This window comes from Pseudomonas neuropathica, from assembly GCF_015461835.1.
GTDB lineage: Bacteria > Pseudomonadota > Gammaproteobacteria > Pseudomonadales > Pseudomonadaceae > Aquipseudomonas > Aquipseudomonas neuropathica.
The window spans coordinates 28,792-43,153 of the sequence record NZ_JACOPX010000026.1 but is presented as its reverse complement, the minus strand read 5'-3'; the positions used below and the strand labels follow the sequence as shown (position 1 = coordinate 43,153).

Annotated in this window: 18 protein-coding genes; 8 read left to right on the top strand and 10 right to left on the bottom strand. The window is 60.0% G+C overall.

Annotation, left to right across the window (positions count from 1 at the left end; translation table 11 throughout):
• Positions 1–131 precede the first annotated feature (131 nt).
• Complete coding sequence (locus H8F23_RS27610) at positions 132–329, bottom strand: hypothetical protein (protein WP_194936460.1); 198 nt, start codon at positions 327–329, stop codon at positions 132–134.
• Between the two features lie 204 nt (positions 330–533).
• On the opposite strand from H8F23_RS27610, the gene H8F23_RS27605 reads away from it, so the two are divergent.
• Complete coding sequence (locus tag H8F23_RS27605) at positions 534–803, top strand: HigA family addiction module antitoxin (RefSeq protein WP_150793773.1); 270 nt, start codon at positions 534–536, stop codon at positions 801–803.
• Here H8F23_RS27605 and H8F23_RS27600 read toward each other — a convergent pair.
• Together H8F23_RS27600 and H8F23_RS27595 are read right to left on the bottom strand one after the other, a co-directional pair.
• Positions 798–1,325, bottom strand: a complete 528-nt coding sequence (locus H8F23_RS27600) for a BRO-N domain-containing protein (RefSeq protein WP_194936459.1) — start codon at positions 1,323–1,325, stop codon at positions 798–800. The two genes, H8F23_RS27605 and H8F23_RS27600, sit on opposite strands and share 6 nt — an antisense overlap.
• 359 nt (positions 1,326–1,684) lie before the next feature.
• Entirely contained in the window at positions 1,685–1,945 is a 261-nt protein-coding gene (locus H8F23_RS27595; protein WP_007920416.1) for an accessory factor UbiK family protein, read from the bottom strand.
• A 413-nt stretch (positions 1,946–2,358) separates the two neighbouring features.
• Here H8F23_RS27595 and glnK point away from each other — a divergent pair, with 413 nt between their 5' ends.
• From glnK to sutA, 4 genes are all read left to right on the top strand, one after another.
• The gene (glnK, locus tag H8F23_RS27590; protein ID WP_002555808.1) at positions 2,359–2,697 is read left to right on the top strand and encodes a P-II family nitrogen regulator; all 339 of its coding nucleotides are present in this window, start codon (positions 2,359–2,361) and stop codon (positions 2,695–2,697) included.
• A gap of 38 nt (positions 2,698–2,735) precedes the next feature.
• Complete coding sequence (locus H8F23_RS27585; protein WP_083367564.1) at positions 2,736–4,073, top strand: ammonium transporter; 1,338 nt, start codon at positions 2,736–2,738, stop codon at positions 4,071–4,073.
• 215 nt (positions 4,074–4,288) lie between these two features.
• On the top strand, positions 4,289–4,714 hold the full coding sequence (locus H8F23_RS27580; RefSeq protein WP_102901435.1) for a secondary thiamine-phosphate synthase enzyme YjbQ: 426 nt from the start codon (positions 4,289–4,291) through the stop codon (positions 4,712–4,714).
• Positions 4,715–4,816: 102 nt separating this feature from the next.
• Complete coding sequence (gene sutA / locus H8F23_RS27575; protein ID WP_093429713.1) at positions 4,817–5,143, top strand: transcriptional regulator SutA; 327 nt, start codon at positions 4,817–4,819, stop codon at positions 5,141–5,143.
• 189 nt (positions 5,144–5,332) lie between these two features.
• Here sutA and H8F23_RS27570 read toward each other — a convergent pair whose 3' ends face one another.
• The 6 genes from H8F23_RS27570 to lptM are packed head-to-tail and all read right to left on the bottom strand — an operon-like array spanning position 5,333 to position 9,942.
• Positions 5,333–6,040, bottom strand: a complete 708-nt coding sequence (locus H8F23_RS27570; protein WP_194936458.1) for an HAD family hydrolase — start codon at positions 6,038–6,040, stop codon at positions 5,333–5,335.
• On the bottom strand, positions 6,037–6,936 hold the full coding sequence (gene xerC / locus H8F23_RS27565; protein ID WP_007950060.1) for a tyrosine recombinase XerC: 900 nt from the start codon (positions 6,934–6,936) through the stop codon (positions 6,037–6,039). Before xerC ends, H8F23_RS27570 begins: the two co-directional genes overlap by 4 nt.
• 2 nt (positions 6,937–6,938) lie before the next feature.
• A complete protein-coding gene (locus H8F23_RS27560) occupies positions 6,939–7,664 on the bottom strand; it encodes a DUF484 family protein (protein WP_064116398.1) in 726 nt (241 codons plus the stop codon).
• Positions 7,665–7,677: 13 nt separating this feature from the next.
• Positions 7,678–8,508: a diaminopimelate epimerase gene (gene dapF / locus H8F23_RS27555; protein WP_095119833.1), complete on the bottom strand. Its 831-nt coding sequence runs from the start codon at positions 8,506–8,508 to the stop codon at positions 7,678–7,680.
• A gap of 3 nt (positions 8,509–8,511) precedes the next feature.
• Complete coding sequence (lysA, locus tag H8F23_RS27550; RefSeq protein ID WP_194936457.1) at positions 8,512–9,759, bottom strand: diaminopimelate decarboxylase; 1,248 nt, start codon at positions 9,757–9,759, stop codon at positions 8,512–8,514.
• A 9-nt stretch (positions 9,760–9,768) separates the two neighbouring features.
• Complete coding sequence (gene lptM, locus H8F23_RS27545; protein ID WP_007911098.1) at positions 9,769–9,942, bottom strand: LPS translocon maturation chaperone LptM; 174 nt, start codon at positions 9,940–9,942, stop codon at positions 9,769–9,771.
• A gap of 317 nt (positions 9,943–10,259) precedes the next feature.
• Here lptM and cyaY point away from each other — a divergent pair, with 317 nt between their 5' ends.
• From cyaY to rnk, 3 genes are all read left to right on the top strand, one after another.
• The gene (gene cyaY / locus H8F23_RS27540) at positions 10,260–10,592 is read left to right on the top strand and encodes an iron donor protein CyaY (protein WP_123454569.1); all 333 of its coding nucleotides are present in this window, start codon (positions 10,260–10,262) and stop codon (positions 10,590–10,592) included.
• Between the two features lie 4 nt (positions 10,593–10,596).
• Positions 10,597–10,821 (top strand): DUF1289 domain-containing protein, encoded by a 225-nt coding sequence (locus H8F23_RS27535; protein ID WP_194936456.1) that lies wholly within the window; start codon positions 10,597–10,599, stop codon positions 10,819–10,821.
• A 128-nt stretch (positions 10,822–10,949) separates the two neighbouring features.
• A complete protein-coding gene (rnk, locus tag H8F23_RS27530) occupies positions 10,950–11,369 on the top strand; it encodes a nucleoside diphosphate kinase regulator (protein WP_194936455.1) in 420 nt (139 codons plus the stop codon).
• A 6-nt stretch (positions 11,370–11,375) separates the two neighbouring features.
• On the opposite strand, the gene H8F23_RS27525 is transcribed toward rnk, so the two are convergent.
• Entirely contained in the window at positions 11,376–14,219 is a 2,844-nt protein-coding gene (locus tag H8F23_RS27525; RefSeq protein ID WP_194936454.1) for a class I adenylate cyclase, read from the bottom strand.
• Positions 14,220–14,362 lie beyond the last annotated feature (143 nt).

Genomic DNA, 14,362 nt, shown 5'->3' with positions numbered 1-14,362 from the left:
GAATCGGGGAGCCGCTTCCTGCGGGTTTTTGAAGGGTAGTTGGGAGAGCGAATCCAGGCGACACGGATGCGAGGGCAAACCTTCACTGGATGTTGCCAAGGTGCCCTTCCACGTTCAGTAGAGGTGCCACATTAGTTTTCTTCTCCGGGATTTCTTACTTGGCTTCCTCCCCCGGCCAGCCAACCATCCGGTTCGAGTTCTTTACCGTACTTGGCCGCTACCTCAATAAAATGACGCTGATTGGCTGAAATACCTCCGGCTAACCGAAGTGCTTCAGCGTGATATCCAACAATCTCTTCTAGCTTTGCCCTTCTCTTTTTGTCTTTCATTGAGGCCTCGTTTTTTGGGTGACAGATGCTTTGTTGGCCACCGTAGTACAAGGAGGAAAAGTCGCGTAATCAGGCGCAGACGCTGATTTTTGTAGGGCCGTGCCCTTTTAGTTGTAGGACGCCGGCGAAGGGGGTGTGAAGGTCTTGTATCCAGGAGTCGGATGTTCCAGTTTGGCCACTCAACGCAGCCTCTGGAGGCGAAAAATGAACCGCAATGGTATGCGCCCGATTCATCCGGGCGAGGTTCTGAATAAGGAATTCATGGAGCCGTTGGGCATGACTGTCATGGATCTGGCCATGCCCACGAACTGGCCCGAAAGTGAGATCGAAAAGCTTGTAAAATGCCAGCTGAGGATCTGCGCCGATCTGGCAATCAGCCTTGCCACTCATCTCAACACTACGCCTGAGTTCTGGATGAATCTCCAATCGACTTACGATTTGCGCAGGGCCCAGCTCCGGCATGCGGGTTTATAGCGATTGCAGCATCCGTGAAGCTCTTTTCCACCATGGCCCCGTCATTGGGCGCTTGGTCTGCTCTCGCTCCACCACCATCAACGGCACATCCTGCAACCGTATCCACGGCTGATTATTCCAATGCAACAAACTCAACGTCATGTCCGGCCAACTGAGCAAGCTGAGGTGTGGACGTTCGCTTGTGATGGGGTGTTCGGCGTCGCGCAGGGTGGGGATGACTTGGTGGGTGAGCCATTCGCGCAGGGCTCGGTATTCGGGGCAGTAGTGGTAGACGAGGAGGGCGTAGATGCCGGATTCGCTGATCAGCAGGGTGTTTTCGATTTGATTGTGGATGAGGGTTTTGCGGGTTTGGTATTGGTTGGGGTCGAGTTTTCGCAGCATGCGTTCGTTGAGGTAGATGTGCAGCAGGCGACTCAGGTCTCGGGCGCAGAACCAGGGTTGGTTCTGGATGAGGAGGGCGTGGAGGGGGAGTTTGTGGCGGGTGAAGATGTGCGGGGGCAGATAAGTTTCTTCTTGATTCATTGAGCAGTTCCTCTTGCTTAAGGGGCTGCCCTCAATCGTCGCCAAACGATTGGGTGGCAGTTGTACGCGGGTTGGCGAACCGGAGCAAAAGGAACCCGGCAGACCCGAAGGTCTCCCACGCACAACCGCCATGAAACGATGTGGCGGTAAATGTAGCCGCCATCATGGTTGTCGTGCGCCTTAAGCTGTCCAGGTCGCCAAACCCGGTGCTGAACATTCAGCATCGGGTGAGCTTAGAAACCTGGGCTTTTCGGCGCAATCGGACGGCGGTGGTGCAGGTTGTAGGACGTTGCCGGGATGGTTGAAGGGCTGGAGATCAAAAGATCGCAGCCTTCGGCAGCTCCCACAGGGGGCGCGGATTATTCAGCGGGTGGCGTCAGCTTGGCTTCCATCTCGGCGACTTTGGCTTCGAGGCTTTCGAGGCGGGCGCGAGTGCGGGCCAGTACGACCATCTGGCTGTCGAATTCTTCGCGGCTCACCAGATCCAGTTTGCTGAAGGCACTCTGCAGCAGCATCTTGAACTGGCTTTCGATTTCGGCTTTCGGCAGCGGGGTGTCGCCGCTGAAGAGGCGGGAGGCGGTGCCGCTCAGGGCGTCGAGGAAGTCTTTGGGCGCGAGCATGGTGGATGTCCTGGAAACAATGGCCGGCAGTGTATCACGCAGTGTCTATAGTCAATCTCGTGGTCAGGGATGCACGCTTTTCGCGCAGGCGGACGGACGGCGACGCACCGTTGTTGTGCGTATCCGCATGGCCTTTTGCACCGGATGGCTTGCGACGGCGGCCAAGGGATTGAAATCAGGGGATTTTGGCGAGATGGCAAGGTTTCTGCTTAGTCACCTTCGACCCATGCACTGATGCAGTCGCTGTGACGAATGCAGTGCGGCAGACGGAGCGGGGAGTTTCGTCAGCAGCGGTTAGCTGGCGTCAGTCGGGCAGGTAAGGCCGACGATGCGTTACAAAGCCAGGCACTGCGCTTAGACTTGAGTCGGGTTTGTTTTCCTGGGGCAAGTCCACCAATTCGGGAGAGAGTTTCATGAAGCTAGTCACTGCCATCATCAAGCCGTTCAAGTTGGACGACGTGCGCGAGTCGCTGTCCGAAATCGGCGTGCAGGGCATTACGGTTACTGAAGTCAAAGGCTTCGGCCGGCAGAAGGGTCACACCGAGCTGTATCGCGGCGCGGAATATGTGGTCGATTTTCTGCCCAAGGTGAAAATCGACGTGGCCATCGACGACAAGGATCTGGATCGGGTTATCGAGGCGATAACCAAAGCGGCCAACACCGGCAAGATCGGTGACGGCAAGATCTTCGTGGTCAATCTGGAACAGGCGATCCGTATCCGTACCGGCGAAACCGATACCGACGCGATTTAACCGCCGCCACAAACCCCAACGCCCCAGGAGAAAACAATATGACTCTGCGTAAATTCGCAGGGCTAGGAGCCCTGTTGTCCATCGTAATGCCAAGCCTTGCAATGGCGGCAGACGAAGTGGCGGCCCCGGTCCTCAATTCCGGCGACACTGCCTGGATGCTCACCTCGACAGCCCTCGTGCTGTTCATGACCATCCCCGGCCTGGCGCTGTTCTACGGCGGCATGGTTCGCTCGAAAAACATTCTTTCCGTGATGATGCAGTGCTTCGCCATTACCGGTCTTATCAGCATCCTGTGGGTCATTTATGGCTACAGCATTGCGTTCGACACCACCGGCATGGAGCAGGGCGTCGTCAACTTCAACTCGTTCTTCGGCGGCATGGGCAAGGCGTTCCTCGCCGGTGTCACGCCGTCTAGCCTGACCGGCCCAGCGGCGCTGTTCCCTGAGGCGGTGTTCATCACCTTCCAGATGACCTTCGCGATCATCACCCCGGCGCTGATCGTCGGTGCGTTCGCCGAGCGGATGAAGTTCTCCGCGATGCTGATCTTCATGGGCGTCTGGTTCACCCTGGTTTATGCACCGATCGCGCACATGGTCTGGTCCGGCAACGGCGGCCTGATGTGGGACTGGGGCGTGCTCGACTTCGCGGGCGGCACCGTGGTGCACATCAACGCCGGTGTGGCTGGTCTGATTGCCTGCCTGGTATTGGGCAAGCGCAAAGGCTTCCCGACCACGCCGATGGCGCCGCACAACCTCGGTTACACCCTGATGGGCGCGGCGATGCTGTGGGTCGGCTGGTTCGGCTTCAACGCCGGTTCCGCTGCGGCGGCCAACGGCACCGCCGGCATGGCGATGCTGGTCACTCAGATCGCCACCGCTGCTGCCGCGCTGGGCTGGATGTTTGCCGAATGGATTACTCACGGTAAGCCAAGTGCACTGGGCATCGCTTCGGGTGTGGTTGCTGGCCTGGTGGCAATTACGCCGGCTGCCGGCACCGTAGGCCCGATGGGCGCACTGGTGATCGGTCTGGCCGCAGGCGTGGTGTGCTTCTTCTGCGCCACTACCCTGAAACGCAAACTCGGTTATGACGATTCCCTGGACGCGTTCGGCGTACACGGTATCGGCGGTATCCTCGGCGCGATCCTCACCGGTGTCTTCGCTGCACCGTCGCTGGGTGGCTTCGGCACCGTGACCGACATCGCCGCACAAGTTTGGATTCAGTGCAAAGGCGTCGGCTTCACGGTGATCTACACCGCGATCGTCACCTTCATCATCCTCAAGGTGCTGGACGCTGTGATGGGTCTGCGTGTGACCGAGGAAGAAGAATCGGTCGGCCTCGATCTGGCACAGCACAACGAACGCGGCTACAACCTGTAAGTACGCGCAGCAAAAAACTTGCCCGGTTCGCCGGGCATTTTTTTGTCTGGAATTTGTCGCAAAGAGAGCAGCTGAAAGGATTTTTCGTACGGCTTTGGTCGTGTTTACGACGAGCGTTTTTCTACGGCCAATGGCTTACATCATTGCAGGAATATTAGGGCCTTTGTTTTTTCCCAGAGCGCGCTAGAATGCGCCCCGAACGTGCGGAGAACTGTATGTGGCAACAGACTCTGATAACCCTGCGGGCACGGCCCCGGGGCTTTCATCTGGTGACGGACGAGTTGATCAAAGGGCTGCCTGAACTCAGGGAGTGCCGGGTCGGTCTGTTGCATTTGTGGCTGCAGCATACCTCGGCGTCGTTGACCATCAACGAGAACGCCGATCCGGCGGTACGTCGCGACTTCGAACGATTTTTCAATCGTCTGATCCCACAAGGAACAGACGGCTATGAGCATAACGACGAAGGCCTGGACGACCTCCCGGCGCACTTCAAGGCCAGCGTGCTTGGCTGCCAGATCAGTCTGCCGGTTTCGGCAGGTCGCCTGGCACTGGGAACCTGGCAAGGCGTTTATCTGGGCGAGCACCGTGATCATGGCGGTGCCCGAAAAGTCCTCGCCACCTTGCACGGTGAAGGGGCGTAAACCGTTGGTCACCAATGGTTACTGATTTTTTAACGGCGACTTTCGACAGTTGCCAAAGCTGGTCTATAACTAATCTGCTTTTCGCAAGTCATGAGGTAGAACATGAGCGACGATGATCTGGAAAACGACGACCTCGAAGTAGGCGACGAAGACGAGGCCGAGGAAGGTCTGGAAGCAGCAGCGGAAGACGTTGCTGAAGACGATGGTGGCGACGATACGCCGGCCCCGGCTGCCAAAGGCAAAGCCAAGGCCGCGGTGTCGGTAGATGAATTGCCGAGCATTGAAGCCAAGAACAAGGAACGCGACGCCCTGGCCAAGGCCATGGAAGAGTTCCTGTCGCGTGGCGGAAAAGTGCAGGAAGTGGAGGCCAATGTGGTCGCCGATCCTCCGAAGAAGCCGGACAACAAGTACGGCAGTCGCCCTATCTGAGGCGTGCCGCTGGCTTGCTGAAAAGGCCCGCCGTCGCTGCGGGCTTTTTCATGCCTGGAATAAAGGAGCTGAAGTGAATGCAGTTCCCTTGTGGGAGCGAGCTTGCTCGCGAATGCGGTAGGTCGTTCAGCATTGCCGTGACTGACCTGACGCTTTCGCGAGCAAGCTCGCTCCCACAGGGTTTGTGGATTATTTCGAGGTGGCATTCCAGCGGGCAAGCACCGCCGGCAAATCGCTCAGGCTGCGGATTTCAGCGTCCGGCAGACGATCCGCTTCCCAGACTTTCCCCGCCGGATTAAACCAGATCGCCCGCAACCCGGCCTGCTGCGCCCCGGCGATGTCATCGCCCGGATGATCGCCAATATGCACGGCTGTTTCGGCTGTAGCACCACCACGCTGCAGCGCCTCATGAAACAACCGAGAATCCGGTTTGGCGATGCCGATATCTTCCGCGCACAACGCAAACTTGAAGTAGTCCGCCAGGCCCAATCGACGCACATCAGCATTGCCATTGGTGACCACGCCAAGTGAGTAGTGATTGGCAAGAATCTCCAGCACCGGCTCGACTTCAGGGAACACTTCGATCTGATGCCGCGCATGCAGAAACACTTCAAAACTCTTGTCCGCCAGCGCTGACGCCTCGTCATGGGCGTACCCGGCTTCTTCCAGTGCATGGAACAACACCCGCCGGCGCAGCGCGCTGATGCGATGTTTCAGCCCCGGTTCATTGGCCAGCACCCGCTCACGAATCCCCCACAAATGCTCCACCGGCACCGCGCCCAGATTCGGCGCATGTTCGCTCAGCCATTCGCGCAATATCGCTTCGGCGCTGACGATCACCGGAGCGGTGTCCCACAAGGTGTCGTCGAGGTCGAAGGTGATCAACTGGATGCTCATGAATCATCGCCTTTCATGCGTTTGGCCCGTGGGTGGGCGCTGTCGTAGACCGCCGCCAGGTGCTGGAAGTCCAGGTGGGTGTAGATCTGCGTGGTCTTGATGTCGGAGTGGCCGAGCAGTTCCTGCACCGCGCGCAGGTCCTGCGAGGATTCCAGCAGGTGGCTGGCGAAGGAGTGGCGCAGCATGTGCGGGTGCAGGTTCTGTCCCAGTTCGCGCTCGCCGGCCAGTTTGACCCGCACCTGAATCGCTCGCGGGCCGAGGCGCCGACCTTGCTGGCTGACGAACACGGCGTCGTCTGCGGGGTTGGTCATGGCCCGTAACGGTAGCCATTGTTCCAGTGCTTCGCGGGCCTTTTTACCTACCGGTAGCAGTCGGGTCTTGCTGCCTTTGCCGAGGACTTGAACCATGCCGTCAGCAAGGTCCAGCTGATCAAGATTGAGTCCGGTCAATTCGGAAAGACGCAGGCCGGAGGAATAGAACAACTCCAGAATCGCCTGATCGCGCCGCGCAAGAAAATCATCCTCGACCGCCCCTTCAAGCAGTTGCAGTGCGCGATCAGTATCGAGGGTTTTCGGCAGGCGACGTTCGCCCTTCGGCGGTGCCAGACCGGTTGCCGGGTCGTGGTCGCAAAGACCTTCGCGATTCAGATAGTGGTAAAGCCCGCGCACCGCTGACAGCAGCCGGGCGAGGCTGCGCGAGGACTGACCTTGTGCATGCAGACGAGCAATCAGGCTGCGCAGACGCTGAATATCCAGCGCCGCCCAACTGCCGATGTTCTGTTTCACGCACCAGCCGAGGACTTTATCGAGGTCGCGGCGGTAGGCCGACAGCGTGTGCGGCGACACCTGTCGCTCACTGCGCAGGTGTTCGCAGTAAGCGTCAAGTTGCCGTTCCATGCTCAGCGTACCGAGCGCAGGGAGCTGTTGACCCGTGGCAGCACGCGGCCCATGACTTCGGCGATGTAGCTGAGGAACAGCGTACCGACCGAACTCTTGTAGTGCTGCGGATCACGGCTGGCGATCGCCAGAATGCCGTGGATGCCTTGATGACTGACCGCGACCACGGCGGTGGAGCCGATCTGTTTGCGCTGTTCTTCGCCGAAAAGAAAATCCAGCTCATGCTCGCGCAGGCTACCGCTGACGCTTTTGCCTTCGGTGAGCAAGCCACCGATGGCGACTTGTGCGTCGGCGTGAGTGACCCAGCGACCGACCGGTGCCGGGTTGTCACCGAGCAGGATCAGGCTGACAAAGGGCACCTGAAAATCCTGGCGCAGGCTGTCTTCGACGCTGATCACCACGTCTTCGAGGCTGGCGGCGTCCATCAGGGACAGTATGAGACGGCGGGTCTTGTCGAACAGTCGATCGTTGTCGCGGGCGACATCCATCAATTGCGAGAGGCGATGGCGCATCTCGATGTTGCGGTCGCGCAGAATGGTCATCTGCCGCTCGACCAGCGAAACGGTATCGCCACGCTGGTGAGGAATGCGCAGGGCGGGCAGCAGTTCTTCGTGCTCGACGAAGAAGTCCGGATGAGCCTCCAGGTATGCGGCAACCGCTGCCGCCTCCAGGCTCTCGGACGCTGATTCGTCGGACTGTCGGGCGGGTACCTGAGGCTTATCGGTCATGGTTTCTGCTCACTCAAAGACGTACTTGTCCTTCGTATACACGCACTGCCGGACCGGTCATCAGCACCGGTTGGCCAGGGCCAGCCCATTCAATGGACAGGCGCCCGCCGGGCAGGTCGATCAATAGCGGCGAATCCATCCACCCCTGGCTGATCGCAGCGACAGCCGCTGCACACGCGCCGGTGCCGCAGGCCTGGGTTTCCCCGGCGCCACGTTCCCACACGCGCAGTTGCGCGCGGTTGCGGTCGATGACCTGGAGAAAACCGACATTGACCCGCGCCGGGAAGCGCGGATGGTGTTCGATTTTCGGCCCCAGTTCATGCACCGGTGCACTGTTGATGTCCTGCACGCGCAACACGGCGTGCGGGTTGCCCATCGACACGGCGGCCAGTTCGACCGTGGTGCCGTCGACTTCCAGTTGATAGCTGCTGGCCTGCGCCGGCGCTTCGAACGGAATGTCCGCTGGCACCAGACGCGGGGCGCCCATGTTCACGCCGATCTGGCCGTCGTTACGCACGTCCAGTTCGATGATGCCGCCCTTGGTCTCGACGCGAATCTGCCGTTTGGCGGTCAGACGCTTGTCGAGCACGAAGCGTGCAAAGCAGCGCGCACCGTTGCCGCACTGCTCGACTTCCGAGCCATCGGAATTGAAGATCCGGTAACGGAAATCCACGTCCGGATTGCTCGGTGCCTCAACGATCAGCAACTGGTCGAAACCGATGCCGGTGTGGCGGTCGCCCCACTGCTTGGCGTGCTTTGGCTGAATATGCGCGTGCTGGCTGACCAGGTCGAGAACCATGAAGTCATTGCCCAAGCCGTGCATTTTGGTAAAACGCAGCAGCATGGGTTACTCCGGCAGCAGGCTTTCGCCGGCAAACAGCTCGGCCACGGTTTCGCGGCGGCGCACTTCAAAAACCTGATCACCGTCTACCAACACTTCGGCAGCACGGCCGCGGGTGTTGTAGTTGGAACTCATCACAAAGCCGTAGGCACCGGCCGAATGCACGGCCAGCAGATCGCCTTCGGCCAGGGCCAATTCACGGTCCTTGGCGAGGAAATCGCCGGTTTCGCAGATCGGGCCGACGATGTCGTATTTGCGCGCAGTGGTGTCACGCGGTTTGACCGCGGTGACGTCCATCCACGCCTGATACAGCGCCGGGCGGATCAGGTCGTTCATCGCCGCGTCGACGATGGCGAAGTCTTTATGTTCGGTGTGCTTGAGGTACTCGACCTGCGTCAGCAGCACGCCGGCATTGGCGACGATGAAACGGCCCGGCTCGAACACCAGCGCCAGGTCACGTCCGTTCAAGCGCTCGCGCACAGCCTTGATGTAGTCGGCAGCCAATGGCGGCTCTTCATCGCGATAGCGCACGCCCAAACCACCACCGAGATCAATGTGGCGCAGGTGAATGCCGCAGTCGCCGAGACGGTCGACCAGATCCAGCAAGCGATCGAGGGCATCAAGGAACGGTGGCAGCGTGGTCAGTTGCGAGCCGATGTGGCAGTCGACACCGACCACTTCCAGGTTCGGCAGATGCGCGGCGCGCACGTACACGTCTTCGGCGTCGGCGATGGCGATGCCGAACTTGTTCTCTTTGAGACCGGTGGAAATGTACGGGTGGGTGCCGGCATCAACGTCCGGGTTCACCCGCAGCGATACCGGTGCGCGAACGCCGAGCTCGGCAGCGACCACTTGCAGACGCTCGAGCTCGTCGGTGGATTCGACGTTGAAGCAGTGCACGCCGACTTCGAGGGCGCGACGCATGTCGTCACGGGTCTTGCCGACACCGGAGAAGACGATCTTGTCAGGGCTGCCGCCAGCGGCGAGCACGCGTTCCAGTTCGCCACGGGAGACGATGTCGAAACCGGCGCCGAGGCGGGCCAGGACATTCAGCACGCCGAGGTTGGAGTTGGCTTTGACCGCAAAGCAGACCAGGTGCGGCATGCCGGCCAACGCATCGGCATAGGCCAGATACTGGGCTTCGATATGCGCGCGCGAGTAAACATAGGTGGGCGTGCCGAAGCGGTCGGCGATGGCGGACAGCGCCACACCTTCCGCGAACAGCTCCCCGCCACGGTAGTTAAAAGCGTCCATGGCGATCCCTTATTGGTAAACGTCGTGCTTGTGTGCTTTGGACGGCTGCTTCTGCGAAGACTGGGCTTGCTCGGCCGGGTCCTGATCGTCATCCGGCAGGTACAGCGGGCCTTTTTGACCACAGGCCGAAACGAGGCAGGCAACCGCGACGAGCGCAGCAAGGGAAGAGATCAGGCGCTTCATGGCGAAATCCTTGAAAATGCGTTAATTGCGCCGGAGTATACCGGCCACCCGGCAGCTTGCCTATGCGAGGGGGTTCCCGTCCGGCGGGGCTTGTCCGTGAGCACTGGTAACCCTGTGGGAGCGAGCCTGCTCGCGATGGCGGTGTGTCAGGCAACAATAATGTTGAATGTGCCGGCCATTCGCGAGCAGGCTCGCTCCCACAGGGTTGGGTGTTCGATGCCCTGACCGGTGCTTGGTCGTTAATCTTTGCAATCGGCCAGCAGCGTCCGTATCTTTCGGCGCTTGTGCCTGATCAGACATTTTTTGAGGTTGCCGCAATGAGTTTGTCCGAAGCCCGTTTCCACGATCTGGTCGATGCTACCCAGCAGACGCTGGAAGATATCTTTGATGACAGCGACCTGGATATCGACCTGGAGAGCTCGGCAGGTGTCTTGACCGTCAAGTTCGAAAACGGCTCGCAGCTGATCTTCAGCCGCCAGGAGCCGCTGCGTCAGCTATGGCTGGCGGCAGTGTCCGGTGGTTTCCACTTCGACTACGACGAAGAAAGCGAGCGCTGGATGTGCGACAAGAGCGAAGAGCAACTGGGCGAAATGCTAGAGCGCATCGTCAAGCAGCAGGCTGGCGCTGAATTCGATTTCGAAGGTCTGTGATTCCGTGACTGACACCGCTCCCGTTCGGCCACCGAAGCCGCTGTACAGCAACATCAGCCCGGCCGTGCCCTCGCCGTGCAGCGGCGTGTGCCGATTGGATGAGCAGAAGGTCTGCCTCGGTTGTTTCCGCCATGTCGAGGACATTCGCGAATGGCGTTCGGCGGACGACGAGCGGCGGCGCGTGATTTGCGCGCAGGCGTCGCAGCGCAAACAGTGCGCCGGGGCGTGACTTGTATATTTTTTGAGCTGTGATAGTGTCCGAACACGCCTCAACCCATCGAGGCTTGGTGAAAACCCCGTCTTTTTTGGCGGGGTTTTGCTTTTTTTGTGTGCAGAAGAAAGGAGTCTGCCCGGATCATGACCGCACCTTCCATCACCCTTACCCGTCTGGACGTGCAACGTCTGGAGCGCTTGATCGACAACCTGAACGATAAAGACCAGGCTGCGCCGGGCGTGATTGCGCTGCAAACCGAACTGGACCGCGCCGACACCGTGGTCGGCCACGATGAAGTGCCCGCCGATGTCGTGACGATGAATTCCCGTGTGCATTGCCGCGAAGAAGGCAGTGGCAAGGACTATCACCTGACGCTGGTCTATCCCAAGGATGCCAACGCCGATGAAGGCAAGATCTCCATTCTGGCACCGGTCGGCAGCGCGTTGCTGGGCCTGAAAGTCGGTCAGCACATTGACTGGCCGGCTCCCGGTGGCAAGACCCTCAAGCTGACTTTGCTTGAAGTCGAATCGCAACCGGCCAACGGTGGCGCGTTTCCCGAGTAACCCGCCTCAGACCTGTTCGAGTGCCTCGTTCAGAGCGCGCTCCAGGTCAGCCTTGTAGCGCAGATACAGATTGCTTGAACTCTGCCCGTCACCGAGCAGGCCGGAAAGGTCGAGGTCGGTGATGTAGCAGCGATAGCGTTCGCTCTCGCGGCGCTGCTCGACGATCTCCCGGGCGACCACGCTGAACAGCTGGTCGCCATGTTCCAGTTCGCTGAATTCCCGTTGATTGCAATACAGCGTGACCTGCACTTCGCCCGGTGCGGCTTTGCCGACGATCGCCTGCACGTCGTAGAACGGCTTGTTCACTGGCGTCTGCGGTGCCGGCCGCGCTTCGACCCGGCGCGCGCGCCCCGGACCTGAAGGCAATAGCTGGTAATACAAAGTGTCGAGACGGCCGTCGGGACCGGCGTCCATCGGCAGCACGGCTTCGCGGCGAAACAGAATCGATTGCAGGAAGCGCTGCAACGGCACCAACAGACTCTGCTCGTCGTGATAGGGCAAATGTTGCTGCCACAGCGCGTTGAACTCATCCAGCACGTACAGCTCGGCCTGCTGCTCGGTGATCCGATAGAACACTTGAATGCACTCCGGCTGGCCCATCGGCAGGATCAGCGCGAGGTCGTTATCTTCCAGTGCCATGGGATCCAGGTGCAGCGGACTGTAGCGCGGCTGTTCTTCGCCAAGGTAATCGAGCAGGGCCGGCAGGGTGGCAAGCGCCACATGGTTGACCTGGCCCGGCACCAATTCCAGCACGTGATAATGCTGCTGAACCTGAATCAGGTAGCGATGGTTCAACTCGCTGAGCAACAGGTTCTGCGCGGTGTCGATGATTTCTTCAACGCGACGGGCAATGAACTGCGCGCGGTTGTGGCAGAAGCAGCGCACCTTCAATGACGGCTGCAACGGCCCGCGCGGCAGGTTGTTGAGGTAATCGCGTAGGCAGTCGAGCAGGGCATGCGGGCCGTCGAAGCGGTTGACCAGTACTTCATTCCAGCTATTGAGCGTGACCTGATCCAGGGTCAGCACGAGGTTTTCGCGCACCCCGGCGTAACTCAGCGAGTCGGTGCGCTCGGTGGTCATCAGGATATTGAGGTCGCGGTGATGCTTGAGCGGGTCGACGCCGACGTTGACCAGAATCAGCACTTCGCTTGGCACCGCTGCACGCAGCAACGGTTCTTCCGCGACGGTGGGCAAGGGCAGGGCAATGCACTGTTGCAGGCTGCCGAGCAGGTTGAACAGCTCGAACTCGCTCAGGTCGCTGGTGCCGGGATGCAGGGCCAGGCGGGTGCTGCTGTCGATCACGCCGTTGCGGTGGCACCAGGTCAACAGCTCCAGTAACTCGCGGCTGCGCTTGATCGGCGCAAAATGTTCCCACTCCAGTGCCGTGAGGCTGCCGTTATACAGGCCCCACTGGGTTTGTCCCGGTTCCTTTTTATTGCGTGATTGCACCAGGGTCAGGGTGTCTTCGGCCAGATCCGGGGCGATGCCGGGGTTGATGAATTCGACCTTGTCGGCCTTGCGTTCGAAGGCCGCGTAGAGCCGGCGCCCCAGCACATTGAGATCGCGTTTATTGATCAGGCTGACGGTTTGTTCTGTGCGGGCGAACTGGGTCAGGAAGCGATAGCTGTAGTTCAGCTCGTTGACCAGCGCGCGACGTTCGGCGCTGACCTGGCGGACTTTCCACTGACTGCGGCTGTCGAGCAGCGTCAGTTGCCGCTGATCCCAATGCCACTCGCTGGCCAGCCGCTCCAGCAACGTGCGTTGCCAGCTCTGGGTGCGGCTATTGCCGGTGAGCTTGCGGTTGACCTTCAGGTACAACGCGCGACGAACCAGCTCCAGCCGTTCCGGCTCGTTGCGCGCGGTGAGGTATTCCTCGATACGCCGGTACACGACCATGTACGGGTCCAGCTCATCCAGATCGAGCTGATTGGCGAACACAGCTTTTTTGAAGCGCAGGCTCAGACATTGCACCTGCGGGTGTTCGCTGGCGTAGACCTCGGTCAGCAGCAGCTTGAGCACCGATTTGTAGGGTGACTCGATGCCCTTGAACAACTGCCACAATCCGGCACCGATGAATTCGCCCGGCGGAATCCGCGCCAGATGACCGAGGTCGAGGGTCTCGTCGGCGCGGATAAAACGCTTGGACAGCAGGGTGTGGGTGTAAAGGTCGTACGCAGTTTCTTCGTAAACCGGCACCAGCCACCAGATCGGCGTGCGCCCGGCCAGCCAGATTGCAGTGCGATAAAACTCGTCGAGCAGCAGATAGTGTTGGGTGCTGCCGCAGTTTTCCGAGCTGAGTTGGGTGTCGCGTTCGCCTTTGACGAAGCGCACCGGGTCGATCAGGAAAAAATGAGCCTCGGCGCCCTGGCTCGCGGCCCAGGCTTCCAGCAACTGACATTTCTTGCTCAGTTCGGCGAGTTCACCTTCGCTCAAGTCAGGCGCGTGGCAGACCCACACGTCCATGTCACTCTGATCGGCTTGCGCCAGCGTACCGAGGCTGCCCATCAGGAACAGGCCATGAATCGGTCGCGGCGGATTGCTGCCGTGGCGCGGCTTGTAGGAGAACGAACGGGTCAGGCGTTGCGCCTCGGCGAGGGTGTTGGCGTCTGGCTCGTAATTCGACAGGCCGGCCGGCGTACTGCCCGACACGTAGCCCGGCAGCAGCGGGTGATTAACATGAAAGAACAGCGGTAACAGCGTCAAAACACTTTGCTGGCGGGTCGACAAGCCCTCAAGGGCGCGGCCGAGGCGGCCTTCATTGAGTTTGAGAAAGCGCGCGCGTAGCTGGCTGAGCACCTTGCGGTCGATGCCTTCGTCCAGGTCGGGGCGGATTTCGTGGGTGCGCGTCATGTCAGCTCAAACCGGCTCGCAAGCTCGGACGAAGAGGGTCTCGGAATGGGAGGCAGTTTAGCCTTAGCGCAGCGGGACTTTTAGCTGAATTTGTTTTTTGACGTCAGATTTCTATCGCGGATGGCCGGGCAGGCCCGCGGAAA

Bases quoted from the DNA above. Each gene is read 5' to 3' on its own strand.
- H8F23_RS27610 (WP_194936460.1), bottom strand. From the start codon at position 329: ATGAAAGACAAAAAGAGAAGGGCAAAGCTAGAAGAGATTGTTGGATAT.
- H8F23_RS27605 (WP_150793773.1), top strand. From the start codon at position 534: ATGAACCGCAATGGTATGCGCCCGATTCATCCGGGCGAGGTTCTGAAT.
- H8F23_RS27600 (WP_194936459.1), bottom strand. From the start codon at position 1,325: ATGAATCAAGAAGAAACTTATCTGCCCCCGCACATCTTCACCCGCCAC.
- H8F23_RS27595 (WP_007920416.1), bottom strand. From the start codon at position 1,945: ATGCTCGCGCCCAAAGACTTCCTCGACGCCCTGAGCGGCACCGCCTCC.
- glnK (WP_002555808.1), top strand. From the start codon at position 2,359: ATGAAGCTAGTCACTGCCATCATCAAGCCGTTCAAGTTGGACGACGTG.
- H8F23_RS27585 (WP_083367564.1), top strand. From the start codon at position 2,736: ATGACTCTGCGTAAATTCGCAGGGCTAGGAGCCCTGTTGTCCATCGTA.
- H8F23_RS27580 (WP_102901435.1), top strand. From the start codon at position 4,289: ATGTGGCAACAGACTCTGATAACCCTGCGGGCACGGCCCCGGGGCTTT.
- sutA (WP_093429713.1), top strand. From the start codon at position 4,817: ATGAGCGACGATGATCTGGAAAACGACGACCTCGAAGTAGGCGACGAA.
- H8F23_RS27570 (WP_194936458.1), bottom strand. From the start codon at position 6,040: ATGAGCATCCAGTTGATCACCTTCGACCTCGACGACACCTTGTGGGAC.
- xerC (WP_007950060.1), bottom strand. From the start codon at position 6,936: ATGGAACGGCAACTTGACGCTTACTGCGAACACCTGCGCAGTGAGCGA.
- H8F23_RS27560 (WP_064116398.1), bottom strand. From the start codon at position 7,664: ATGACCGATAAGCCTCAGGTACCCGCCCGACAGTCCGACGAATCAGCG.
- dapF (WP_095119833.1), bottom strand. From the start codon at position 8,508: ATGCTGCTGCGTTTTACCAAAATGCACGGCTTGGGCAATGACTTCATG.
- lysA (WP_194936457.1), bottom strand. From the start codon at position 9,759: ATGGACGCTTTTAACTACCGTGGCGGGGAGCTGTTCGCGGAAGGTGTG.
- lptM (WP_007911098.1), bottom strand. From the start codon at position 9,942: ATGAAGCGCCTGATCTCTTCCCTTGCTGCGCTCGTCGCGGTTGCCTGC.
- cyaY (WP_123454569.1), top strand. From the start codon at position 10,260: ATGAGTTTGTCCGAAGCCCGTTTCCACGATCTGGTCGATGCTACCCAG.
- rnk (WP_194936455.1), top strand. From the start codon at position 10,950: ATGACCGCACCTTCCATCACCCTTACCCGTCTGGACGTGCAACGTCTG.
- H8F23_RS27525 (WP_194936454.1), bottom strand. From the start codon at position 14,219: ATGACGCGCACCCACGAAATCCGCCCCGACCTGGACGAAGGCATCGAC.